This window comes from Streptomyces tuirus (assembly GCF_014701095.1).
Lineage (GTDB): Bacteria > Actinomycetota > Actinomycetes > Streptomycetales > Streptomycetaceae > Streptomyces > Streptomyces tuirus.
Genome location: NZ_AP023439.1, coordinates 5,701,080 through 5,724,578, shown reverse-complemented (window position 1 = coordinate 5,724,578; position 23,499 = coordinate 5,701,080). Strand labels below are relative to the sequence as shown.

At 66.8% G+C, this 23,499-nt stretch carries 16 protein-coding genes; 4 read left to right on the top strand and 12 right to left on the bottom strand.

What is annotated here, in order from left to right; genetic code table 11:
* Positions 1 to 7 precede the first annotated feature (7 nt).
* Complete coding sequence (locus IGS69_RS26260) at positions 8 to 6,616, top strand: DEAD/DEAH box helicase (protein WP_190902946.1); 6,609 nt, start codon at positions 8 to 10, stop codon at positions 6,614 to 6,616.
* On the top strand, positions 6,616 to 8,769 hold the full coding sequence (locus IGS69_RS26255) for a UvrD-helicase domain-containing protein (RefSeq protein WP_190902945.1): 2,154 nt from the start codon (positions 6,616 to 6,618) through the stop codon (positions 8,767 to 8,769). The genes IGS69_RS26260 and IGS69_RS26255 overlap by 1 nt, the downstream gene beginning before the upstream one ends.
* Positions 8,770 to 8,986: 217 nt before the next feature.
* Here the strand turns inward: IGS69_RS26255 and IGS69_RS26250 are convergent, their stop codons facing one another.
* The 7 genes from IGS69_RS26250 to IGS69_RS26220 all read right to left on the bottom strand — a co-directional run bounded on the left by IGS69_RS26250 (position 8,987) and on the right by IGS69_RS26220 (position 16,129).
* The gene (locus tag IGS69_RS26250; RefSeq protein WP_232543645.1) at positions 8,987 to 9,802 is read right to left on the bottom strand and encodes a hypothetical protein; all 816 of its coding nucleotides are present in this window, start codon (positions 9,800 to 9,802) and stop codon (positions 8,987 to 8,989) included.
* Positions 9,803 to 9,975: 173 nt separating this feature from the next.
* A complete protein-coding gene (locus IGS69_RS26245) occupies positions 9,976 to 10,998 on the bottom strand; it encodes a glycosyltransferase (RefSeq protein WP_190902943.1) in 1,023 nt (340 codons plus the stop codon).
* Entirely contained in the window at positions 10,998 to 12,290 is a 1,293-nt protein-coding gene (serS, locus tag IGS69_RS26240; RefSeq protein WP_190902942.1) for a serine--tRNA ligase, read from the bottom strand. Before serS ends, IGS69_RS26245 begins: the two co-directional genes overlap by 1 nt.
* Positions 12,283 to 12,999 carry a histidine phosphatase family protein gene (locus IGS69_RS26235; RefSeq protein WP_190902941.1) on the bottom strand — a complete coding sequence of 239 codons (717 nt, stop codon included), beginning with the start codon at positions 12,997 to 12,999 and terminating at the stop codon, positions 12,283 to 12,285. The genes serS and IGS69_RS26235 overlap by 8 nt, the downstream gene beginning before the upstream one ends.
* Positions 12,996 to 13,922, bottom strand: a complete 927-nt coding sequence (locus tag IGS69_RS26230; protein WP_190902940.1) for an aminoglycoside phosphotransferase family protein — start codon at positions 13,920 to 13,922, stop codon at positions 12,996 to 12,998. Before IGS69_RS26230 ends, IGS69_RS26235 begins: the two co-directional genes overlap by 4 nt.
* On the bottom strand, positions 13,922 to 15,172 hold the full coding sequence (locus IGS69_RS26225; protein WP_190902939.1) for a methionine adenosyltransferase: 1,251 nt from the start codon (positions 15,170 to 15,172) through the stop codon (positions 13,922 to 13,924). Before IGS69_RS26225 ends, IGS69_RS26230 begins: the two co-directional genes overlap by 1 nt.
* Positions 15,173 to 15,250: 78 nt before the next feature.
* Entirely contained in the window at positions 15,251 to 16,129 is an 879-nt protein-coding gene (locus IGS69_RS26220) for an aminoglycoside phosphotransferase family protein (RefSeq protein WP_269783206.1), read from the bottom strand.
* Between the two features lie 452 nt (positions 16,130 to 16,581).
* Between IGS69_RS26220 and IGS69_RS26215 the strand changes: the two genes are divergently transcribed.
* Positions 16,582 to 17,622: an AAA family ATPase gene (locus IGS69_RS26215; RefSeq protein WP_190902937.1), complete on the top strand. Its 1,041-nt coding sequence runs from the start codon at positions 16,582 to 16,584 to the stop codon at positions 17,620 to 17,622.
* Positions 17,619 to 18,179, top strand: coding sequence for a phosphotransferase-like protein (locus tag IGS69_RS26210; protein ID WP_190902936.1), 561 nt, complete (start codon positions 17,619 to 17,621; stop codon positions 18,177 to 18,179). Before IGS69_RS26215 ends, IGS69_RS26210 begins: the two co-directional genes overlap by 4 nt.
* Before the next feature lie 37 nt (positions 18,180 to 18,216).
* Here IGS69_RS26210 and IGS69_RS26205 read toward each other — a convergent pair whose 3' ends face one another.
* The 5 genes from IGS69_RS26205 to IGS69_RS26190 all read right to left on the bottom strand — a co-directional run bounded on the left by IGS69_RS26205 (position 18,217) and on the right by IGS69_RS26190 (position 22,925).
* Positions 18,217 to 19,074 carry an NAD(P)-dependent oxidoreductase gene (locus IGS69_RS26205; RefSeq protein WP_190902935.1) on the bottom strand — a complete coding sequence of 286 codons (858 nt, stop codon included), beginning with the start codon at positions 19,072 to 19,074 and terminating at the stop codon, positions 18,217 to 18,219.
* The gene (locus IGS69_RS26200; protein ID WP_190902934.1) at positions 19,071 to 19,745 is read right to left on the bottom strand and encodes an HAD family hydrolase; all 675 of its coding nucleotides are present in this window, start codon (positions 19,743 to 19,745) and stop codon (positions 19,071 to 19,073) included. Before IGS69_RS26200 ends, IGS69_RS26205 begins: the two co-directional genes overlap by 4 nt.
* A 418-nt stretch (positions 19,746 to 20,163) precedes the next feature.
* Positions 20,164 to 20,496, bottom strand: coding sequence for a hypothetical protein (locus IGS69_RS26195; RefSeq protein ID WP_190902933.1), 333 nt, complete (start codon positions 20,494 to 20,496; stop codon positions 20,164 to 20,166).
* Positions 20,489 to 20,713: a hypothetical protein gene (locus IGS69_RS34770; protein WP_232543644.1), complete on the bottom strand. Its 225-nt coding sequence runs from the start codon at positions 20,711 to 20,713 to the stop codon at positions 20,489 to 20,491. Before IGS69_RS34770 ends, IGS69_RS26195 begins: the two co-directional genes overlap by 8 nt.
* Before the next feature lie 661 nt (positions 20,714 to 21,374).
* Positions 21,375 to 22,925, bottom strand: a complete 1,551-nt coding sequence (locus IGS69_RS26190) for an AAA family ATPase (RefSeq protein ID WP_190902932.1) — start codon at positions 22,923 to 22,925, stop codon at positions 21,375 to 21,377.
* Between the last annotated feature and the right edge of the window lie 574 nt (positions 22,926 to 23,499).

Below are 23,499 nucleotides of genomic sequence, written 5' to 3'. Positions count from 1 at the left end.
CGCCGTCATGCTGCCCTCTCTGGTTGCCGAGGATCTGCGTCGAGCCCTGGCCACCTACCTGACGACGAGTTTCGCGCTCGCCGACGATGACGTGCGCGAGGAACTTGACGCATTCCTGGAGCGCCCGGGGAGCCGACTGTTCCGTGGGCCGTATCTCCGTGTCCGGACCCCCTTCCGCGAGGCCAAGAAGGGATGGGAGGCGGCACTCGACTGGCACCCGGACGAGTTCACGCCATACACCCACCAAGCTGCCGCCTGGCAACGGCTGTCGTCGAAGGGAGGGCGGCAGCCGGAACCCACCATCGTCACGACGGGTACCGGGTCGGGTAAGACCGAGTCGTTCCTGGTGCCGATCCTGGACCACTGCGCGCGGGCTCGGGCCGCAGGACAGCGGGGTGTGAAGGCCCTGCTGCTGTACCCGATGAACGCCCTGGCCGACGACCAGGCGCGTCGTATCGACGACTTCCTCGCCACCGAGGAGGCGCTGAAGGACGTCACGGCCGGCATCTACATCGGCGGTGCCTCCGGGCCCCGATCGGCCTCGGACGAGGACGAGAACGAGCCCGGCTCGTACGGTCGTGACACTGGATCGACGTCCCTCGCTGGCGACCCGACGGTCAAGAAGCTGATCACCGACCGGGAAGCGATCCGGGCTGACCCACCGGACATCCTGCTCACGAACTACAAGATGCTCGACCTGCTGCTGCAGCGGATTCCGGATGTTCCGCTGTGGCAGTCCGATTCCTTGGCGTACGTCGTCCTCGATGAGTTCCACACTTACGACGGCGCCCAGGGCACCGACGTCGCCATGCTGCTGCGCCGTCTCGGGGCGGCGACCGGGGCGGCACGTGAGGGGCGTCCGCTCGGCGACATCACGCCGGTGGCGACGTCGGCGACGCTGGGCGGGAGCGTGCCCGACGGGCCGGTCTCGGAGGGGCCTGAGCGGTCGGACCGTGAACTGCTGCTGCAGTTCGCGGAGAAGGTCTTCGGCACCCCGTTCCCGGATGCCGCGCTCGTCGGTGAGGACCGGCTGCTGCCCAAGGAAGTGGTGGACGAGCCGGACTTCCTGCTTCCCGCCCCGGCACCCGCAGCCTTGGCCGGGTTGCCCGATCCGCTGGACGACGAATCAGCCCTCGTAGAGCTGGCACGGCTCATGCTCGGCCAGCCGATATCCGATCCGCTGCACGTTGGGGCCAAGCTGCGGCAGCACATCCTGGTCAAGGCGATTCTCGACGTCGCCGGCAATACACCGGTGACCGTTCCGGAGATCGCTAGGGAGTTCGCGCAGCGCGGCGGCGGTCCGGCGTGGGACGAGGCGGCCCGAAGCGACCCGGGCGTTCTGGAGCTCGCCTTCGCGCGGATCCTCGCGCTGATTTCGCACGCTCGTACTCCGCATCCCGTCACGGGAAAGCCCGGTCCATTCCTGCGTGTTGAGGCGCAGCTGTGGGTGCGTGAGGTCCGGCGCGTCATTCGGGCGGCGACCGCTGAGCCGCACTTCCGCTGGTACGACGACGACGGTCCGACGGGTGATTCACGCCCGAACCCGGCCAACCTCGCGATCTACCAGCCGGCGGAGGTCGACAGCGCCGGCGAGATCGGCGATCGGGAGGACGCGTCGCGTCGCCCCGTTGGGCCGCCGTACCGGCGTCACCTCCCGGCGATCTACTGCCGTCACTGCGGGCGATCGGGCTGGGCTGCGCTGTCCACCGAACTGGAGTGGCAGCAGCTCAAGACGAACACGCTGGAGATCTACAAGGCCGCGGCGCAGAAGAAGCGACCTGTGCGCTGGATGCTGCGGGCCAGGCCGGACGAGTACCCGGTGCTGCACCTGCACGCGGAGAACGAACGCTTGTCGACCAACCCGGCGCAGGACACCGTCGCGGTCATCACTCCGCAGGGGCCGCTGCCCGCCAACAGCGACGACGAGTGCCCTTCGTGTGGGCTGGGCGACGGCATGCGCTTCCTCGGCGCGGGCACGGCCACCCTCGCATCGGTCGCCACCACGCAGATGTTCTCGGAGCGGGGACTGGCGAAGAACGAGCGGAAGCTGCTCGTGTTCACCGACGCGGTGCAGGACGCGACCCACCGGGCCGCGTTCATCGCCAACCGCAGTTTCGGCTTCACCCTTCGAGGACTTCTCGCCAAGCACCTCACGCCGGGAGCGCCGATCGCCGTGCACCATCTCGCGGCGGATGCCGCCGAGGCCGTTGTCATGGCCGCCGGTGGCGGAAAGCGCGAAGAGCTCGCCTCGATCGTTCCCCCCGACCTCCGCGAGAACCCGGACATCCAGACCCTGCTGGACGAGTCGAACAGCTTCAGCGACGCCGGTGCGGAGATGCTCCACAGCCGCCTGGTCTTCCAGACTCTGCTGGAGTTCGGCCTGCGCTCCCGTCTGGGCCGCACACTGGAGCTGACCCGTACCGCGGCTGTCGAGGTCGACCTCAAGGAACTACCCCAGCTGTGCGCGGAGTTGAGAGAGCGGCATCAGCGGCTGCCCGGTCAGATCTCCTTGCCAACCGACGACACGGCGTACGAGGTCTTCCTGCGCGGCCTGGCCGAGCGGCTGCGGTTGCGTGGAGCCCTGTTCCACCCCTGGCTGCAGGAGTACATCCGCCAGGCGGGCGCGCGGCGCTGGCCGATCTGGGGTGGTCGTCCCACTGGCATGCCGGCCTTCCCGCGCGGCCTTGCCGCACCCGCTTTCCCGGTGTCCGGCGGCATCCGCACCACCGGCTTCGACTCCCTCATCCGAGACAACACCTGGTTCGCGGACTGGGGCCACCGCACCCTGGGCTGCGACCGGCGCGAGGCCCGCGCAGTGACCGAACTGGCCATGAAGCTGCTTGCCCAGCACGACATCCTGGCTACCTATCACGCTGAGGGCGGCGCGCTCGTCTACGCCCTCAAGCCTCGCAACGTCCTCGTCTACCGCATCGACGACGCCGCCTCACCCGACGAGGACGGTGTCAACGCGTGCGGTGTGCGTTGCGACACCTGCACCTGGCGGCAGACCGTGCCGCCGGGCCGGCGTGAGCAGTGGCTGGGCACCGCGTGCCTGCGGTTCCGCTGCTCGGGCCAGTTCGTCGAGGATGACCGCGACTACACGGCCGACTACTACCGGCGGCTGTACACCGTCGACCGTCCGGGCCACGTGTTGACCGCCGAGCACACCGGTGCGCTGAGCCGGGAGCGGCGTGAGCAGGTCGAGGCAGCGTTCAAGAACCGGACCTCGGCGTTCGACCCCAACGTGCTCACCTGCACGCCCACCCTCGAACTCGGCATCGACATCGGCGACCTGTCGGCCGTGGTGCTGGCCTCCATGCCGCCCGGACCCGCCAACTACGCGCAGCGAATCGGCCGAGCCGGACGCAGCACTGGCAACTCCCTGGCCGTCAGCTTCGTCCCACGAGGCAACCGTAACCACTACTACCTGCACGCCCCGGAGCACATGCTGGCCGGCCGGATCATTCCGCCAGACTGCTACCTGGACGCCTCCGAGATCCTTCGCCGCCAGTACCTGGCCTTCCTCTTCGACCGAGCTGCCGATCGCACCCTGTGGGAAGGCACGGCAATCCCTGAGCGCCCCATGCCACCACGTATCGGTGAGCTCTACGGACCGGGGCTGGCCGCGGACGGGTGGTTCCGCCGCTTCCTCGACGTTGCGACCGCCCGCCATGCCCAGTTGTCCGCCGCGTTCATCAAACTCTTCCCCGCCATGAGCGAGGAGGCCCGCCAGGGCGTGCAGGTCTTCGCGGCACAGGAGCTGGAGGAGACCGTCGGGGCCGCCGCGAGCGCATGGAACAAGCGAGTGGCGGCGCTACGCGCGAGGATGCGACAGATCGGCCGGGCCTTCGACGCCCTGGCGTCCGTCTCGGGAGACCCGGAACGGGACAAGCAACGGCGTCAGCTCTTCGCCGAACAGCGCACCGTACGCAAGCGGCGCGACGACCTGGTCTCGGAGAACTCGATAAACGCGCTGGTGCGGCTGGGCCTCCTGCCCAACTACACCCTCCACGACGACGCGACCGTGCTGGATGCCACCTTGTGGTGGCGGAACAGCGACGGCGAGTTCGACGAGAGCGCTGCCGACTACGGGCGCGGCTCACGCCTCGCGCTGACCGAACTCGCCCCCGGCAACATCTTCCACACCGACGGCTACAAGTTCATCGTCAACGGCGTGGACCTGGGCACCGGCGTCGGAGGCGGCGAGGACCCGTACGCGCTGTGGAGATTCTGCCCCGAGTGCGGATTCGTGGCCACGGAGGAGACCGGCCTGGAAATCACCGCCTGTCCACGCTGTAAAGCCCCGCAGATCGCCGACCCGGGAGCCGTCCACAAGGTGCTGGTGCCCGAGCGGGTAGTGGCCCGTGAGCGGCGCGAGGATGCACGCCTCACCGACGAGCGGGACGAGCGGGAACGCAGGCAGTTCGATGTGATCGCCCTGGTCGATATCGACAAGGACCAGGCCCAGGGACTGAGGGCCTGGCGACGCATCAGCAAGAACAAGAAAGAGAAGGTTCCGCCCTTCGGGGTCGAGTTCGCTCGTGTGGCCACCATCCGCACTATCAACCTGGGGCCGTCGGCCGCCCCGGGCTCGACCCATGTGATCCGCGGCGACGAGATCCAGGCTCCCGGCTTCGAGACCTGCCTGGAGTGCGGCGCGGTCCGCGGCGTGCACCCGCAGGCATGGGACCCCTCGGCTCAGCGCATCGGCACCCGCCACGCGTACTGGTGCTCCCACCGCGACGACGGCGTGAACCATGAGCCGGCGGAGAAGCTCCTCCTGGCTCATGAGTTGACCACGCAGGCCCTGCGCATCCTGCTGCCCGTCTCCACGATGGACCTCGCCGAGCGCCTCGTCTCCTTCAAGGCGGCCCTGCTCCTGGGCATCACCAAGCACTTCGGCGGAGCCCCCGACCACATCCGCGTGGTCACCGACAGCATGCCCGGCGACAGCCACGAACTACGTAGGCGCTTTCTTGTCCTGCACGACTCCATGCCCGGCGGCACGGGCTACCTAGAACACCTTGCGGACGCCGAGGTGCTGCACCGCGTCCTGACTCTCGCGCAGACGGCCCTTCGGGAGTGTCCCTGCCAGAAGGAGGACCAGCGCACCCCCTGCCACCGCTGTTTGCTGCCCCACGTCACCAGCAGCGAGCTTCCGCACGTCTCGCTCCGCATCGCCAAGGAACTCCTAGACGAGATCCTCAAGGACTGGGACGTCGAGAAGGTCGACACGCTCTCCGGTGTCCGCATCGACCAGCTCGTCGAGAGCGAGCTGGAGGACCGGTTCGTCCGCACGCTGGTCACCTGGGGCCGCCGCGAAGAGGAAGACGGATCGGTCACCGCCAAGGCCGGCCAGCGCGGCATCGAGCATGAACTGCGCTTCACCTGCGCTGCCACCACTACGCGCTGGCGCATGCAGGACCACGTAAGAATGAACACCGCGGTGCCCTGTGAACCCGACTTCCTTCTGGAACGCACCGACGGCCCCACCGAGCGCGTCGCTGTTTTCCTCGACGGTTTCGCCTTCCACGCCAGCGAACGTGTCAACCGCATCGCCGACGACGCCGCGAAGCGGGCGGCCCTGAGAGCCGAAGGCATCCTGGTCTGGCAGCTGACCTGGGACGACGTCATGGCATGGGCGACGGCCGTCAGCGGTGCCGTTCAAGGGCAGAAGGTCCGCACTTCCGCACCGCCCCTGCACACGGAGGGGGCGCTGGGACTCGCCCGGCAGATCCACCTGAGCCTGGTCGGCGAAGCCCGGCCCGACGACACCCTCGACCCGGTCCTGCGTAATCCTGTAGAGACCCTGCTGGAGTTCCTCGCCGACCCCGACCGGGCCAAATGGGGGCGGCGGGCAGCTGGCCTGCTGGGCGGCTTCGGAGCGGTGACACGTCCACAGCCGGTGGACCGCGAGGAGATCGGACGAGCCCTCCCGGACATTCTGCGCGGCACAGCCCTGCCCACAGCGCCCCATGCCACCGAGGCGGTCGCCTTCGACGCCCGAACCCCAGGTCAGGCGCGGATCACGGGTCTACTGGACCGCCGCCCCGAACCGCGAACGGGGCAGCCGGGCATGCGGGCCTGGTCTGCTCTGGCCGTACTCGACGATCGCACGGACGCCGTCGCGGACGAGGACCACAGGAACCGCTGGGCGGACTGGCTGCGCTGGTCCAACCTTCTGCAGTTCCTCCAGTCCACCGCCAGCGATGAACTGCCCTGCTCCTTCCACCAGATCGCGGTCTCCACCAGCGCTCAGGTGGACCCGCACACCATGGCCCTGCTGACCAGCGCCCTGCCCACGGAGGGAGGGGCCCCGCCACCGCTACCGCCCAGGTGGGCCGAGACTTTCGAATGGGCCTCGAGCAAGGTCGAGGACGTCCTGCTCGCACTCGTCGAGGAAGCCCGAGGCGGCCGCATCGACGTGCCGGAGGTCGGCTTCGAGTACGGAGACCAGGCACTGCTGGCCGAGCTGGCCTGGGAAGACGAGAAGGTCGCGATCTTCATCGACGCAGACGAGGAACGAGACGCAGCATTCGAGCGTGAGGGCTGGTACGTGGCACAGGCCGACGCCGTAAACGTGCCTGAACTCATCAAGAAGTTGGAGGGGAACTGATGTCCGGCGCCAAGGTGATCATGGCGGACGTCTTCGGAAAGTCCTATGACGCGCTCGACGGCTCCGTCCAACCGCTCGTGCTGCAGTTCATCATGAAGATGCAGCGCGACCCGGACTCCAACGGCCTCAACCTCAAGCCCCCGAAGGGCGCCAAGGACAAGAGAGTCCGCACTGCACGCGTCACCGACAATTACCGTGCCGTGCTCATGCACTACGCCGACCGTATCTACTACCTGGTTGCAGTCCTGCCGCACGACGACGCGTACGACTTCGCCGCGAACATCCTCTTCGACATCAACAAGGTCACCGGCGGCATTGAGCTGATCAACCTGGGCAGCCTGTACGGCACCCTGAGCGGGCAGTCGAAGAGCGCTGGCGGCACGACGGACACGAAAGCGCCATCGCTCTTCGCCAGCGTTTCGGACGCCGACTTCGAACGCCTCGGTGTCCACCCCTGCATCGTCCCGGCGCTCCGTGAGATCCACAGCGAGGACGCGGTCCTGGGAATCGTCGAGACGCTTCCGAAACTGGCCCGCGACGTCATCCTGTGCCTTGCCGACGGTATGTCCGTCGAGGAGGTCTGGGAGCAGGTCAGCTCCGTCGCGGCCACCGAGGACGAGATCGACACGGAAGACTACGAGGCTGCCATCGAGCGCCCGGCCACCAAGGAAGCCTTCGTGGTTACAGGCGACATCGCCGAGTTCGGACGCATCCTGACCGAACCGCTGTCCGCCTGGCGGATCTTCCTCCACCCCGCTCAGCGGGCTCTAGCCGAACGGAAGACCCCGTACAGAGGCCCCGCACGCGTCACCGGAGGCCCCGGCACCGGCAAGACCGTGGTGGCCCTGCATCGTGTCAAAGCTCTTGCCGACCGCCTGCCGCCCGGCCAAGCCATCTTGCTGACCACCTTCACCACCAACCTCGCCAACCTGCTCAAGTCCCAACTCAAGGACCTCGGCGGGGCCCAGCTGCTGGCCAAGGTCGACGTCCGCAATATCGACAAGGTCGCCTACGGCACGGTGAAGGAGACCTTCGGATCCGAGGCGCCGAGCAGGCTCAAGGACGGCGAGATCCTCAACCGCTGGATCGAACTCGCTCAGGAGCAGCCTGGAGAACATTTCGACGGCCGTTTCCTCGATGCTGAATGGAAGCAGATTGTCCTCGCCCAGGACATCCGCAGCCGCGACGAGTACTTCGTCGCCAAGCGCGCCGGGCGTGGCCGACGACTCAATCGCCCTGAGCGCGCCCAAGTCTGGTCTCTCATTGAGGAGTTTGAGCGCCGTCTCGATCGGGAGAAGGCCGCGGGCGTCATCCAGCTCGCCGCCCAAGCAGCTCGGATCGCCTCCGGCTGGTCCGACGAGGAACGGCCGTACCGGCACATCGTCGTGGACGAGGCGCAGGACCTGCACGCGGCCCACTGGAAACTGCTGCGCGCCCTGGTTCCCGAAGGAGACGACGACCTATTCATCGTCGGTGACGCCCACCAGAGGATCTACGACAACCGAACCTCCCTCAGCGCTCACGGCATCAACATCCGCGGTCGCTCCAAGCGGCTGACCCTCAACTACCGGACCACCCGGCAGATCCTCGTAGCCTCTCTGGACCTGCTCGGGAAGGCCGAGTTTGACGACCTCGACGGAAACCGGGAGCATCTGCGCGGATACCGCTCCGTCCTCTCTGGGGCCACTCCCGAGACTCAGGACTACCGCACCCCCGCCGACGAGATGGCGGCCTTGGCGAAGCGCGTCGACGGGTGGCAGCGGGAAGGGATCAAGCCGCATGAGATCGCGGTCGTGGCCAGGACCCACGCGGTGGCCGATGCGGCCGTCCAAGCCCTGCGAGACGCCAAACTCAGGGCCGTGAAGGTCGAGGATTCCCGCGTCCCTGACCCCGACGAGGGTGTGCAGGTCATGACGATGCACCGCATCAAGGGGCTCGAATACCGGGCCGTCGCCATCGTGGGGGCAGGAGCTCAGTACATGCCGCTGCCTACCGCCCTCACGCCGGAGACCGAGGATCGGTTGCAGTACGCGGCCGACCTTCGTCGCGAGCAGTCACTCCTCTTTGTCTCCGCGACACGTGCACGCGAGCAGCTGTCGATCACTTGGTCGGGGAAGGCCAGCCAGTTCCTGGTGTCCTCCAATACTGAGTGAGGGCATAGGCGCGCCCCAGCCCTGGGATACCGTTCGCGGCTCGGGCGGGCTGGGCTCGTTGCGGCGCCGTGCCTGTCGGATGGCGGACTCCGCGGCGGTCTGCAGACCCGTAGCCAACTGGTAGAACCGGGCGGGGATGGATTTGGATCGCAGCTGGCTGCCGCGAACGGATGCCGCGACGCCCGCGTACCTCCCCCCGTATCCGCCACTCCGGGCCTTACGGGCCTATTTCTTCCTCGATAGCGCGAGCGATCTCTGGCCACGGTGCGTGCAGGATACTGAAGAGCGACCAGTAGCCGTACATCTTCCGGACCAAGGCTCCGACGCCAAGGCGTGCGGCGTCTGGGTCGATCCCGCCTATGACCCGCCGGGTGATGCCCCCTGCTCCTCGGGCATCTGGGGTGATCCCATGCCCGAGTAGGAGCGTGGCCGTACGGATGGCATCCAGGGTGGTCGGCGGCGCAGCCATGGCGAAGCTGCCGTAGATCAGTTGGTGCCAGGGCTCCTGGGCGCGAGCCCATGCCAGACGTTCCAGTCCGCTGCCGAGGTCTGCGGCCATGCGGTCCGGGTGTTCGGTGTTCCACAGAAGGACGATGTCGCCAAGAGTGCGGTCCAGGTGGCGGAAGCGCAGTGTGATGCCCTCGACCTGTCGCCGGCGCCATGGGGTCAGCTTGCCCTTGATGCTCAGGTGCCGGGCATGGAAGCCGAGTCGGGAGAGGACTGTCAGCCAGCCGTCGAGGATGGCGCCGTACTCCTCCAGGCTGCCTATGCGTTGGACCCGGGAGATGTTGACGAAGGAGGTCAAGAAGCCGTCCTTCAAGTGGCCGGTCGCGTCGCGCTGGCCCGTAAAGCGCACGACCGGCTGGGGAAGGAATCCGCTTCGGTACGTGCGGGGTTGGCCGCCCTTGAGGAATGGGTCGAGTGCCTGGACCGCGGAGATGGTCAGTTCGGTCTCCCGGCCCCAGAGGAGGGGAAGGCAGTTGTCACGTGCGGCTCCGTCCTGCGCGAAGCCAGTCTCCAGGGAGTCGAGCAATTCCCTCCATGAGGGCCGTCTACGCGGTGGCTTGTAGGGGGTACCGCGGTTCGGGTGGCGAACCTCGATGTTCCGGCCGTCGACCGTGAACTCCCAGTGCGGGCCTAACGCGGTACGTAGCACCCCTGGTATCTGCCGGGCCAAGTCGTCCCCGACCGCGCGGGGCGCGCGGGTCAGCATGGGCGGGTCGCCATCGTCTGGAAGTGGCGGACCGGGTCGAAGCGCTGCATCCCGACGGCCTGGACCCGGCGATGGTCGAGATCTTCCGCCTGCTGAATCGAGTCGGCGAGCCTCCGTGCCGCCGTCTCATCGTCCTCCCGCGGGTCGACGATGGTGACCGCGCCGGTCTCATTGCACAGGGCCGCTTGGGCGCATGTCCCCTCCCGCCAGGTGAGAGCGGCCATGGGAGTGCCGGCGCGGAGGGATTCACCGAAGACGGCGGCACCGGCCTCCACGTACGCGCGGGCGTACGTATAGACGAACACGGACGCCTCGGCGATCGTGGCCGCCTTGGCTGTGCCACCGAGTTCCCCGATCCATTCCACATGCTCGGCGCCGAGAAGGTCCTCGTGGCGGCGCACGTACTCCTTGTCGAAGATCGGACCGACGATTCGGATCCGGCGGCCAATGATCTGTGCCGCTCGCACCGCGATGTGGGGAGCCTTGTCCTCGTCAACCCGGCCGAGCCAGACGAGGTCGGTACCAGCGGTGGCTGGAGACTCCTCCTCCTGAAGGCCGAGGTGAACGGCGAGCTCGGGGATCGGCCGGTGGTTGCCGTAGCGCTCGATCATCTCGGGCGAGTAGCAGTAGAGCCGCGATCGCTGGCCGTCGAAGGCAGTAGCTGCGTGTTGGAAGACCGGCGAGTGCTGGAACGTGGCGACGTCGCAGTCCAGCTCGCTCCATGTGCGGGTCCAGGCCGGAAGCGATGGGTACTCATGGCCCACGACCAGGAGGTCGTATCCCGTGTCCCGTAGTTCGCGCTCGGCGAGCGTTCCGGACGTGATGTCCTCCAGGCGGACCGGCTTGCGGACCCAGTCGTGTTCCAGGTCCGTGAGCCAGCCCGGCCCGAGGAGGTGTACGTCGGCGCCTGCGGCTCGGGCGCCTGTGGCGACCGCCCACAGCCATCGTTCGATTCCGCCGTAGCCGGCGGGTGGAAAGGCGTAGCTACCAGGGAAGTCGCAGACGCCGACGAGCACTATGCCTCCGGTGTTCCGTCCGCCGAGATCCGGCGGAAGCCGAGGTACGGGACGAGGGATTCGGGCAGGAGGATGGAGCCGTCCTGCTGCTGGCACTGTTCAAGGAGAGCGGCCAGGGTGCGGCCGATGGGCAGGCCGGAGCCGTTGAGGGTGGCGGCGAGCTTGGGCTTGCCGTCCTCGCCGCGGGTCCGGATGTTCGCCCGACGGGCCTGGAAGGTGCCGAAGTTGGAGACCGAGGAGATCTCGCGGTACGTGTTCTGGCTCGGGATCCAGACTTCGATGTCGTAGGTGAGCTGGGCGGAGAAGCCCGTGTCGCCGGCGGCCAGCTTGATGACGCGGTAGGCGAGGCCGAGTTCCTTCAGGCACGCCTCGGCGTGGCCAATCATCATCTCCAGTTCGGCGTCGGCGTCGGCCGGGTCGACGATGCGGACGATCTCGACCTTGGCGAACTGGTGTTGGCGGATCAGGCCGCGGGTGTCGCGGCCGTACGAGCCTGCCTCGGACCGGAAGCACGGGGTGTGCGCGGTGAGCGCGAGCGGCAGCTCCGCCGGAGGGATGATCTCGTCGGCGTAGAGGTTGGTCAGCGGGACCTCGGCCGTCGGGATGAGGAACAGGTCGCGGTCGGCGACGCCGGTCTTGAACAGGTCCTCCTCGAACTTCGGGAGCTGGCCGGTACCGGTCATGGTCTTGCGGGTGACCAGGTAGGGGACCGAGTACTCGACGTAGCCGTGCCGACGGGTGTGGAGGTCGAGGAAGAGCGTGGCCAGGGCGCGTTCCAGGGCTGCGCCGGCACCGCGGGAGACCGCGAAGCGCGGGCCGGACAGCTTCGTGGCCCTGCCGAAGTCGAGGATGCCGGTGGCCTCGCCGATGTCGACGTGGTCCTTCGGTTCGAACGGGAACGCGGGGGGCGTGCCGACGCGCCGGATCTCGACGGCGAACTCCTCCGAGTCCCCGTCGGGGGCCGAGTCGTCCGGCAGGTTCGGGATGCTGAGGAGCAGGTCGCGAAGCTGGGCCTCGATCTGCTCCTGGCCGGCCTCGATCTCGCGGATCTGCTCCTTCAGCTCGCGGGCGCGCTCCTTGAGCTTGCTGATGTCACCGCCCTGCTTGGCCGTCTGCTGGACCTCGCTTGCCACTCGCTTGGACTCTGCCCGCATCTCGTCGGCCGAGCGGATGTTCTGGTTGCGCCGAGAGTAGAGGGACTCCAGCTCGGACAGGTCCAGGGTGTAACCGCGACGAGCGAGCCGACGAACCGCTTCGGCACCCATGTCGATCAGGGCGCGGGCATCATGCATGAGGAAGATCCTTCTGATCCTGCGAGTGGGATGGGGATGCGGAATCGACGGTAGCAACCGGCGAACCGTTCCCGTTCCGGAATATCCTCACGTCACCGGTGTCGGCGGCACAGCGCTTTGCGCCCACTTCAAGATCGTTCATCAGTGTTCCAATGATTTCCGGCAACTCCTCGTCAGGGATGGCGATGGGCTCGACGTACGGTGCCTCGGGGAAGAACAGGGGCATGGCCTGGTCCGGAGTCCGTCCGCGGTGCCACAGGAGTACGGAGACCAGCAGGCCGTGGGCCACGAGAACGCGAGGGCCAGAGTGGTCCAGAGCCGCGAGGACCCCCGTGAGCATCCTGCGGATTCCCTCGCTCTGCGACTCGGCGCTGCCGGGCGGTCGGTCGTCGGCGCCGTGTCCGTCGAGCCACGAGGCGTATTCGAGGAACGGACCCCCTTCGAAGTCCCCGTAGTCGAGTTCTTTCAGCCGCGCGTCGGTGATCAGTTCCGGTCGGGGAACCCCCATCAACAGGTTCGCGGTCTGCTGGGCGCGGGGGAATTCGCTGGCCATCCACGTTCTCACCTGGTGGAGGGGCAAGCTCCTCCAGCCTCTGGTCAGCGCCCGCCGACCGTCGTCGTTGAGGTGGATGGGTTTGGCCGGGTCGCCGTTGACGAGATAGCGCCGGCTGTAATCGGTCGGCCCGTGGCGGAGGACGTGAGTCGTCATGGTCGGGTCCCTGGGGTTGGTGCCGACAGCCACGCGAGGACGTCGGCCATCCGTGGTGCGCGTGGATCAGCGGTTTCGAGGTAGTAGAGGAGACCGTCCACTGCCAGGGCTCGGCACCACGGTGTGAGCACGGGGACGGGGATGCGGGCGATCCGGGCGGCTGTGGCCAGGCGAGTGTCCGTGCCGTGCCCGAGGTCGTAGTACACGGTCCAGAAGGCCCAGTCGAAGGCGGCGTCACCGACCATCGGAAGAGGATCGATGAACCTCGGGTGCCCCAGCCAGTCGAACAGCACGTTTTCGCGGTAGAGGTCCGTGTGCAGGACCGTCGCGTGGCCGTCGTCCTCCTCCAAGGTCATGAGCTCGGGGAGGACCGCGTAGGCGAGGTCGTGCCGCGGGCCAAGATCGGCCGACTCCAATCTGCGCCAGATCCGGGGGCGTATCTCCTGGTGCAGGTATGTGGCCAGAAGCGGGAGATCACGCGGTCGACGACGAAGACGGCCGAAGGTGTGCAAGCCCTGGAGGGCGGCGGCCACCGTTTGCAGCTCCCGTGGCGGCCGCTTGCCGCCGCCCGGCTGGCCACTGATCATCTCCAGGGCCGCCACGGCGAGGTCGTCCGCCACCTCGACAACGTCCGCCGTGGGACCGCCCGCCCAAAGGCTCAGCGCGGTCACTTCGTTATGGAACCGGGCAGGGTCGGCCCATGCCTTGAGGAGCAGCGGACGCCCGTCGAGGGTGTCGGCCGTGGCGATCACGGAGGCGTGTCCGGCGTCGTGGTACCCGCCGAGCGTGAGCTTCCAGCGCTCCGCCGCCTGATCCAGCAGCGCCGGCACGGTGTCGAGCCACCCGGAGACCTGGGTGCCATAGTGGGTGATCAGGCGCCGTCGGCAGTCCCGGGAGACCTCTCCAAGCGTCCGCTTCACCATCAGCTCAGCACAATCCCGTCGGAGACCAGTTCGTCGGTGAGGGCGGGAAACGCTCCCAGCGCCTCCTCCACCAGCGCCTGGACCTTGTCCACCTCGGCGTCCGGAGAGGACAGGCGGACGAGGATGCGCCACGGCTGGTCGAGGCGCTGCCCGGTAGCGCTCACCAGGTGGACCTCGGCGTGCTCCCCGGTCGCCTCGTGCAGCCGCTCGGCGAGCCGTCGCGCGGCGATGTTGTAGAGCTTGCCCACGTGGTACACGGGGTTCTTGCCGTTGGCGCCCTCCAGGTTCATCGGCCGCAGCGGCGTGATGAGCCCGTTGACACGGTTACCGCGGCCGACGACTCCTTCGTCGCCGGACTCGATCGAGCTGCCGGTGTAGGTGAGGTACAGCTCGTCCTTCTCCGGTACGTCGCGTGCATTGAGTCGGAACCGCGCCTCGGCACCGGCGAGCCGGAGGCCCGCGAGCCTGTGGCACTCGGCGAGCACGCTCTCCGCGTTCCGCACGTACTCGGCCCGGCTGGCGACGAACCGCGACTTCTGCGGGACGCAGAGCACGACGTCAGCCTGCTCCCCGTCCCAGTAGCCCATGAGCTTGACGTCCGACCCGCACCAGGCGTGCGTACGGGTGAACTCGCTGTCCCCGGAGAAGTGGTTCACCAGCTGGCGGACGAACGACTCGAAGGTGTTCTCCGGTGCCCAGCCCGTCCCCAGTGAGGTGTCGTTGGACAGCCGCACCCGCCGCTCCCGCAGGTCCTCGATCGAACGCGGGTTGAACCAACGCGTCCGGTCAGGCACCGCGTCGCCCGTGAGGACGGCGCCCGGGCTCGAATTGCTGGTGATGTTGAAGACGATGTCGAGATGGTCCGAGACCTCGGGGAGCCGCTCGGCGAAGAACGCCCGCACCTCGGCCTCCACGATCTCCTCGACGGGAATTCGCTCCCCGCCGCACATGGGCGCGGCACGGCCGTTGACGAGCACCCTGACCGGGGAGGTCATCCTGCCGGCGCCGTACCGGACCTCGCTCGCACCCCCGAGGAGGGCGAGCTTGTCGAAGTTGTGGTGCAGCACGGCACCGAAGCGCTCGACGGTGTGGTGGCTGTAGGCGCGGGAAAGCCGCTCGGCGAGGTGGTCGGCCAGGGTGTCCGGGTGACCGAGGCCCTTCCGTTCGACGATGGACGTCGCGTCCGGTCTGGCCATGGCCGTGTCGATGACGAGGTTGCTGTTGCCGATGATCGTGCTGGTACGAGGCATGACGAACTCCCGTTTGGCGTGGACGAAACGTGGATGAGTGCAGGCGTCGACGCGCCTGGTCGAGCGGTGAGCGAGGAGTCAGCGCGGGACGCCGGCAGCACGCAGAGCCGAGACAGTCCGAGTCAGCGACGCGTATGCGGCTGGGGCTTGGTCCTCCGCGGCAAGCCGGTGGATATCGCGGACCGCGATGAGGTCGATGTCCTGAGGGCGACGGCGATCAAGCCACAGCAGCAGGCGCCAGGCCAGAACAGGACCGCAGAACGGCAGGCGGATCATGAGATCGATCGGGACACGGCCGGGCTTCACGCCCGCGTACAGCAAGTCACGTACGAGGTGGAACACCACGTCGGCGAAGTCGACGACGGCGGGCCCGCGGGCACTGGCCTCCCAGTCGACGACGCTCAGCTGGTGGTCGGCGACCAACAGATGCTCGGGCTTGAGATCCCCGTGCAGGTGGACGACCGGATGCGATTGAAGAGGCTGGAGTGCCTCTGCCAAGGCTGCCCACCACGGTCGCAGTCGGCAGCGCGGAGAGAGCTGGTTGAGCAGGAGATGGTGCTGGAGCGCAGGGTGCCCTCCTTCATCGGTCCAGCCGGAACCAGGTGCGAGCCCGGGTGAAGACCGGTGAAGCCTCTCCGCCAGACCAAGGATGTGGCCGATGTACTCCTCGACCGCCTGGCCCGTACGGACGCTGCATGGCACGCCTGGCAGCACACGGAACACCGACCAAGATCCGGCGTCGCACCTGCCCGTCGCCAGGACTTCCGGTACTGACAGACCCCAGTGAGCCGCACGCCGGACCGTCTGCACTTCACGACGCCGCCGGCCTTGGGGATCGATCCCAACGTAGACCTTCAGCAGAGAACCGCCATCGGCTGCTCGCTGCGTCCTGGAGTACGGCTTGGTGGTCCCACAATCGAACGGACCGTACCGGAGCTCGGCCGTCCGTAACGTCACGTCGCCCTCGGGCACAGGTCGCCTCCTGTCGGCGGAGTCATTCCAATGGGTAGACGGGTGCGAATCCGTCGGCGTGGTCACAGCCTCAGCCCCGACAGCAGGCCCGCCACCGACGCCGTGACGTCCTTCGCAGGCCGAAGAGCGCACACACCAGGGCGTGACCAGCCTTGAGCCCACCTCCTCGGCACAAGAAGACGATCACGATGCCGAGGATCAGCAGAACGGCGACGTCGACAGCCATCGCGGAGCCCCTTCGGATCTGTACGGACACTGGAGCCCGAGGCGGACCATGCGGTGACCGCGTCGGTGTGACCATGACAGCGGCTCGGAGGTGTGCGGAGTATCACAAGCTGTTGCCGAAGCTGCTCATCAGCAGCTCATGGCCGGTAGGTCCGACTTTTCAACATCCGCTTACACACGGGTTCATGACAGGCAGACTTAAGCTCCGGATCATGACCAGGGATGGGCAGGCGGTAGGAGCAGTGGGGAAAAGTCGCCCGGGTTGGCGTCCGGACAAGCTGAGACAGCAACGCGAAGCCCACGGCCTGACGCTCGAAGGCGCCGGCGAGCAACTGCGTGAGGTGGCCCGGGCGGCGGGACTCGCGGTGCCTGCCGCCAATTTCCAGACGCTGTGGCAGCACGAGCAGGGTGAGGTCTATCCCGGACCGCACTACCGCCGCGCGTACTGCCTGCTGTACCGCGCGACCGAGCCTGAGCTCGGCTTCCGCAACGCGCTGCCCGACGAGGCCAGGAAGCTCAAGTTCACCGCGTCGAGCGAACCGCACAACGGAGCCCACGTGCTGGCTGTGGAGCGCGCGCTGCTCCAACTCGCGCCCGGTACGGAGGACACTGATGGGCAGGGCGTACAGCAGCGGATCCTCGACGCCTGGAAGCGCCGCCACACCGGCGGCGACCCGAACAAGCCCACACTGATGATGGTCGGTGGTTACGCGGGCAGCGGGAAATCGGAATTTGCCCGCTTCATTTCCCAACTCACCGGCTGGCCCGTCCTCGATAAGGACCCGATCACACGCCCCCTCGTCGAGCGCCTTCTCGTAGAGATGGGCAGCGACCCGAATGACCGGCACACCGAGCTCTACCGGGAGAAGGTCCGCCCGCTGGAGTACCAGTGCCTGCTGGAGACCGCGTACGCGAACATCGACTGCGCGATCAGCACCGTACTCTGCGCCCCATTCATCGCCGAGGCCACCGATGCCAGGTGGATGCGCCGTCTGATCAACCGTTGTGAAGCACGCGGGGTCACCGTCGTTGTCGTGTGGATCCAGTGCGACATCGAGACGATGCACGAATACATCAGCTTCCGGTCCGCCGCCCGGGACAGCTGGAAACTCCAGAACTGGGACACCTACGCCGCGGGTATAGATCTCGAACTGCGACCCGTCGTACCGCACTTGGTTGTCGACAACCGGCTCGGCGCTGCGATTTCGCTCACGGACCAGGTACGCCAGGTTTTCGGGACGGTGTTCCAGTGAGCCAGGGCATCCTGCTGTACGGGCCGCCAGCGGCAGGCAAGGACACGATCACAGCGGCACTCACCGAACTCGACGCGCGGTACGTGCCGTTCACCCGACTGAAGCTCGGGACCGGGAAGACCCAGGGCTACCGCATGGGCACACCCGAGCAGCTGGCTGCCTTGGAGGCACGGGGCGACGTCATCTACCGCAACGACCGGTACGGCAACATTTACGTCGTCGACCGACCCGGCCTCGACCAGGCCATGGAGGGCGGCAGGATCCCTGTCGTCCACCTCGGTCAGATGGTGGGGATGGAGCAAGTGACCGCGCTCTACCCGGCGCACTGGGTGAGCGTTCTGCTGTGGTGTTCCAAAGAGACCACCGCCCGACGCTCACCGCAGCGAGGCGACACCGACACGGCGGCCCGGCTGGCCGCGTGGGACGCCACACAGGCCGATCTCGCAGCTCATCCGCAGGCTCGCTGGGAGCTGCGCGTGGAGACGGAAGCGACGGCACCCCGTGAAGCCGCGGAGAGGATCGATGCGATCGTTCGCGCGTCGTCACCTCATTTCTGACGGCAAGGACGTCATCGACGCAGCGGACGCGACCAGCTCAACTCGGGCTGTCCAGGTTCCCTTGTGCGCGCAGGGCTTTCAGCGCGCCGGCAATGTCCAGGCGCTCGTCCCGGTTGTTGTCCCACCGCGCGAGCGTTGCGGCAGCGGCGTGCATGAGAGAGTCCGGAAGCCCGGCGTCGGCGAGCAATGCCGCCGCGTCCTCAAGCTCTGGGCCCCAACGCCAGGCGCGGGCAGCGGTCTTGGGGATGTAGTCGGTCTCGACTAGGTAGCTGCGGGTGCGCTTGGCTGCGATCTCCAGTAGCTCGTCCGCGACGCCGTACGTTTCGGCTGCCCCGTACGCCACGGCGGCCAGCACGCGGGAGACCTTCTGGTAGCTGGAGTACGTGAGCTTGAGGGCGGAGGCTTTGCCGATGCTGTCGCCCAGGACGTGGGGTCGCACATCGGTGCCGGCGAAGAGTTCGGCGATCCGGTCGGCCTGCTTGCTGGGGCCGGACAGATAGAGCGTCGGGTACTTGCCGCTCACCGGAGGCGATCCGACCACGGCGGCATCGATGACCGGCATCGGGTCCAGGCGATCGGCGATGCGCTGCACGCGCGACGGCGACACGGCGTTCGCTTCAACATAAATCGTGCCCGCGCCGCCCTTGCCGAGTTCGGCTACCTGGGCGGCAGTCTCTTCGGCTGCGGCCGGAGGGCATAGGGAGAGCAGGACGTCGGAGCGGGACACGAGTTCGGGGAGTGCTTCGGGTTCGAGGCCCGACTGCTCGGCCCGACTGCGGGTTGCGTCGCTGCGTCCGTCAGGACACCACAGCACGACGTGCCCGCGGGTGCGCAGTTGGGCGCCGAACGCGGCTCCCATGCTGCCGGGGTGCAGCAGCCCGATGGTGACCGTCATGTCGTGGTCCTCGTGTGGTCGGCAGAGTGCAGAAGCAGCAGGTCGATGGCGGCGCGTGCATGCGGCACCGTGTGATCCGGCCCGGGATCGTCGGGCGGCCAGGGGCGGTCGTTTTTGATCCAGATGGTGCGTAACCCAGCACAGCGTCCGCCGCCGATGTCGTTGACTGGGTTGTCGCCCACCATCCAGCCGCCGTCGTACAGCACGGTGCCGCAGCGGGCCGCCGCCAGGGCGAAGTGACGGGTCTGCGGTTTTCGCGCATCGGCCTCCTCGGAGACAAAGACGCCGTCCACGCGCTCGGAGATACCGGTGGCCCGCAGCTTGGCGTGCTGGATGTCCATCGCACCGTTGGTCGCCACCCCCACTCGCCATCCGGCCGCACGCAGCTCGTCCAAGCCGTCGAGAACCTCGGGCGGGCACGACACCATGGTCGCGATTTCAGTGCAGTACGCGCCCCACAACTCCGCCGTCGACATGGGCAGCCGGTACCGGGCTCGGATCGTGTCAAAAGTGGAGGGATAGGCACGCTCGGCCACCATCCCTAGGACGAGCGTCTGCTCCTCGTGCTCCAGACCATGCCGGGCGGTGAACTCGGTGGCCCAGTCGGCGAGCGTTCCCCGCCGGTCCAGGAGGGTGTTGTCGAGGTCGAAGAGAACCAGAGGGCGCCGCACATGCCGCACCCTAATGTGCGAGGGCTCGGCTCTGTGAGTTGGCCCTGGCCCCGCAACACCGCCGGCGCTGGCGGGGCGGGCGATCTTCGTCTCGCGGAAGCGAGGGAACCTGCTTATGCAGGCTGGGCTCACTGGAGAGGAACATCATCGCTGATGGCTCGGTACGCCTGCCGCCGAATCGACTGAGCCCCCCTCGGCGGTCAAGGGCCGCAACCGGTGGACGGCGTGCCAGGACGTGAGTGCCTATAGCCGAAGTTCAAGCGAGTCCCCAATAGCACGACCGAGGTCGAGATCTCGACCTGGTGATGTCGAAGAACGTTACCCTGTGTTGCGTTCTCCAAATTCTCATGTGATCACGTGTTCATTCTGCTCGACGCTCAGACGCTTACTCACATACTCACCAATCAGCAGCGCCCTGTCACCCCGGCGCTTCACCTCGACGTTCGACTTTGAAGCGCGAATGCGGAGTCTTCTTTGGTAGTGCTACTGCCATCGCCAGCCCAGCCGTTGCACGGTTAGCAGTACCTGCATCGCCACCATCACCGATGTGGCCACCGCCATGGCTACGCCCGAGATGGCTCCATGTATCCAATGCTGACCATTTACCACTACCTGTCGTTCGCCTCATTGAATGAATGATTCGTTGAATTGCTTCCAAAAGTTGAATTGAAATCTCTTTTCCAATTTGAAAACCTTCAACTTCAAATTCATCTTCTTCGTTAATTTCGCACTTCAGCACTGTCTCACGCACTGAAGATGATGACTCCGAATCCGCTGAGCAATATTGATTTGCCCCCCAATGGCTGTTCGGCCCGTTCCATCCGCTCGTCGACCGATGCACCGTCGCAATCAGCGTCGCCGCGATGGCAGCCGTCGTCTATGCCGTCTGCACCCCCTTCGCGGCTGCGAGCGACGCCGATTGGAATGCGCGCTGCAGGGTCATTGGCCGACGTCCACTGTCCGTCCATACCTCGACCGATCGGCGGCACGGACGCCTGGCTGCCCCCGCCCCTGGTCTCTGGTAGGTCCCTCGCTGTGGCGTCACCGGGCTCAGGTGGCGATCCGTTGAGGCAGAAGGAAGTCGAACCGTGTCTGAGCGTGGGACTCAGCCCGAGGAGCTCGGTCCGACCTGGCCCCCGGCGCCCTGAGGAATCCCTATGAAGAGGTCGACCAAGGCCCCCACCCCCGAGGGGGTAGGGGGGTGGGTACAGCCCGGGCGTACACGCGCTTCCGCCTGCGACCCCGCGCGTCGCTTTTTCTCTCCCCGGGCCAAAAACATAGGCGAATCGACCACTCCACCTTCGATTCCTAGATCCGAGTCCAAATGGGCTCACTCGGACAGATGCCACAGTTGGCCACGACCGCCCACTCGGCCTGATGACAGACGAAGCCATCCATGGGTTCCTCCAGCGGCGCCATCTCATGCGGCAGCGAAGCGCCTCGGCGATGACCGGGTTCATGACGGCGTCATGGATCTTGGAGCGATGGGGCGCCATGCGGAGCCCTTCGATGGCCATTTGGATCATTCCTATCCCTTAACCAAAAGGGCGCGCGAAAGCCCCCGCCGGAGAACGGGTGAGCGGGGGCTCGCGCGGGCGTCATAGGGGTTGCGACTCCCCTCGGCCCGGTCTAGGGGAACAGAAGCTCGTCCTCGTCCTCGTCAGGACCCAGCTGGGCGGCCAGTACGCCCAGCTCGGTGGGCATCCACTTGGAGCCCTTCTTATCGACGCATTTCGCGGTCATCAGCGTCTTGGTACGGGACAACGCACCGGACGTCGTGTACTTGCCCCCATCCTTCGGGTAGTGCTCGTTCATCCAGTCGCGGATGGCAGTCGCGGTCATGCCGTCCAGGTCGGCGAAGAAGACGATCTCCTTCAGCAGGTCCGTACGCTCCTGGTCGAACACCGGAATCTGCTTAGGCGGCTTCTGCGGGCTGGCGTCGTCGCGGAGCGGGCAGAGGGAGCCACGGAGCGGCTGGCCATTGGCGTCGACAGCCTCGGGCTGCCACTTCTCCAGCTTGAGCCTGATGTCGTCCTTGCCTTCGTCGTCCTTCGCCTTACCGCCGTCCTTCTTCTTCGTCGACAGCGTCACCCACTCCTTATCGCCGTCGCGCTTCGTGGCGATGACGGTGGAGGCGGCGGCGAACTGGGCTCCCGAGCCACGCATGCCGTTGCCGCCCTTGTCGAAGTGGTGGACCAGGATGACGCACCCCTTGGTGGCCTCCCGGAGGCTGTGGACGGCGTTGACGATGATGCCCATGTCCTTCGCCTGGTTCTCGTCGTCGCCGACGGTGCACATCGCCTGGGTGTCGAAGATGACCATGCCGTAACCGCCCTCGCGGGCCAGGGCGATCAGGGCGGGCATCTGCTCCTCGAAGTCCGAGATCTGGATCGGGGACGGGTAGTAGGTGACGTTCTCAATCTTGCGGTTGAAGTGCTCCCAAGCCTGCTTGCGGTACTTGAACATCCCGGCGCCCTCGGCGATGACGTACAGCGCTTTGCCGTGGGCCATGGGGATGCCGTGGTACGTCATGTCGGAGCTTCCGTACCGTGCGGCCAGGTCGTGGGCGACGAACGATTTGAAGGTGCCCGAAGCGCCGGCGATCCAGTTGATGGTGTCCTCGTACAGCCACCCGTCGACGACCGGCTCCGGGTCCGGCAGGTCGTCAAGCTCGGCGGCCGTCTTGAGGCCGGCTTCCAGCTTCTCCCGGAAGAGCTGGGCGGCCGGCGACAACTCACCGTTGATACGGCGCTGGGCCCTCTCGCGCCTGACCTTCTCGTCGGCCGCGGCCCTGCGGCGGGCCCGATCGTCGTACTCCTTCTGCTCCAGCTCGCCGTCCTCGCGGAGGGCCTGGGCCTGTTCCTGCTTGGCTTTGATGAACGCCTGCCGGATCTCCAGCCGCGGGTTCGACTTCTCGTTGGGACCGAAGGCTTCGGTCATATGAGGGCCGGCGGAACCGTCGTCCATCACGGCGCACGCCCAGGCGAAGGAGACCCACTGGGTCTCGGTCCACCCGATCGCCTCCCAGGGCTTCGGGAGCGTCTGATGGGAAATGCCATAAGAGCAGTCGAGGCCGCGGCCACAGGGCAGCTTGTGGAAGTGAATGGGGCACTGACCCCGGCTGACCCAGAACTCAGGGTCGTTTGTGTCGGGCTCGGGCTGACTGAAAGACGTGGTCATGGCGTTCTCCTTGCGCACGTCGGCCGAAGCCCGTCGCAAAGGGGCGGCGGCCGATGGGGGACCCATGGCGCGCGGGTATTCGCCATGAAGTTGTTAGGCCGGCCAGAGCGCTGGCACGACCCATAATCGCAATTATTACCGTTTCCTTTGCTTAGGTGAAGCGCCTCCGGAAAGTTCTTTCCAAGATTCTTTAGTGTCATCACCCTTCGCCGTCATCGGTCAATCGCGACTCACCCGTCTATATATAGACGGGGGTGAAGCCTGCGATTCTGTGACTGGTATTTGCGACTCTCATGCGACTCCTTTGCGACTCCGCAGGTCAGAGCCTGTCGTCGCCTGCGACTCCGACTTGCGACTGTCACATTCGGAGGACGCGATTTTTATAATCGAGTCGCGGTTTGACTTGTATCTGGGCGACTCGTGGGCGGTGACGCGCGATGAGCCGCTAGAGAGCCTGGGCGGAAATTTACTTCACCGGCGCATGACCGACACCGTCTGGTCGTCGACCGAATAAATCTCTTCCGGCGTAGGCGTTCGTTGCCGACCTGGCCAGGCACCCCTGACGGGGCTACGA

What these genes read in the sequence shown, in the direction of transcription:
- IGS69_RS26260 (WP_190902946.1), top strand. Translation starts at nt 8, where the DNA reads ATGCTGCCCTCTCTGGTTGCCGAGGATCTGCGTCGAGCCCTGGCCACC.
- IGS69_RS26255 (WP_190902945.1), top strand. Translation starts at nt 6,616, where the DNA reads ATGTCCGGCGCCAAGGTGATCATGGCGGACGTCTTCGGAAAGTCCTAT.
- serS (WP_190902942.1), bottom strand. Translation starts at nt 12,290, where the DNA reads ATGCATGATGCCCGCGCCCTGATCGACATGGGTGCCGAAGCGGTTCGT.
- IGS69_RS26235 (WP_190902941.1), bottom strand. Translation starts at nt 12,999, where the DNA reads ATGACGACTCACGTCCTCCGCCACGGGCCGACCGATTACAGCCGGCGC.
- IGS69_RS26230 (WP_190902940.1), bottom strand. Translation starts at nt 13,922, where the DNA reads ATGGTGAAGCGGACGCTTGGAGAGGTCTCCCGGGACTGCCGACGGCGC.
- IGS69_RS26225 (WP_190902939.1), bottom strand. Translation starts at nt 15,172, where the DNA reads ATGCCTCGTACCAGCACGATCATCGGCAACAGCAACCTCGTCATCGAC.
- IGS69_RS26215 (WP_190902937.1), top strand. Translation starts at nt 16,582, where the DNA reads ATGACCAGGGATGGGCAGGCGGTAGGAGCAGTGGGGAAAAGTCGCCCG.
- IGS69_RS26205 (WP_190902935.1), bottom strand. Translation starts at nt 19,074, where the DNA reads ATGACGGTCACCATCGGGCTGCTGCACCCCGGCAGCATGGGAGCCGCG.
- IGS69_RS34770 (WP_232543644.1), bottom strand. Translation starts at nt 20,713, where the DNA reads ATGGACGGACAGTGGACGTCGGCCAATGACCCTGCAGCGCGCATTCCA.
- IGS69_RS26190 (WP_190902932.1), bottom strand. Translation starts at nt 22,925, where the DNA reads ATGACCACGTCTTTCAGTCAGCCCGAGCCCGACACAAACGACCCTGAG.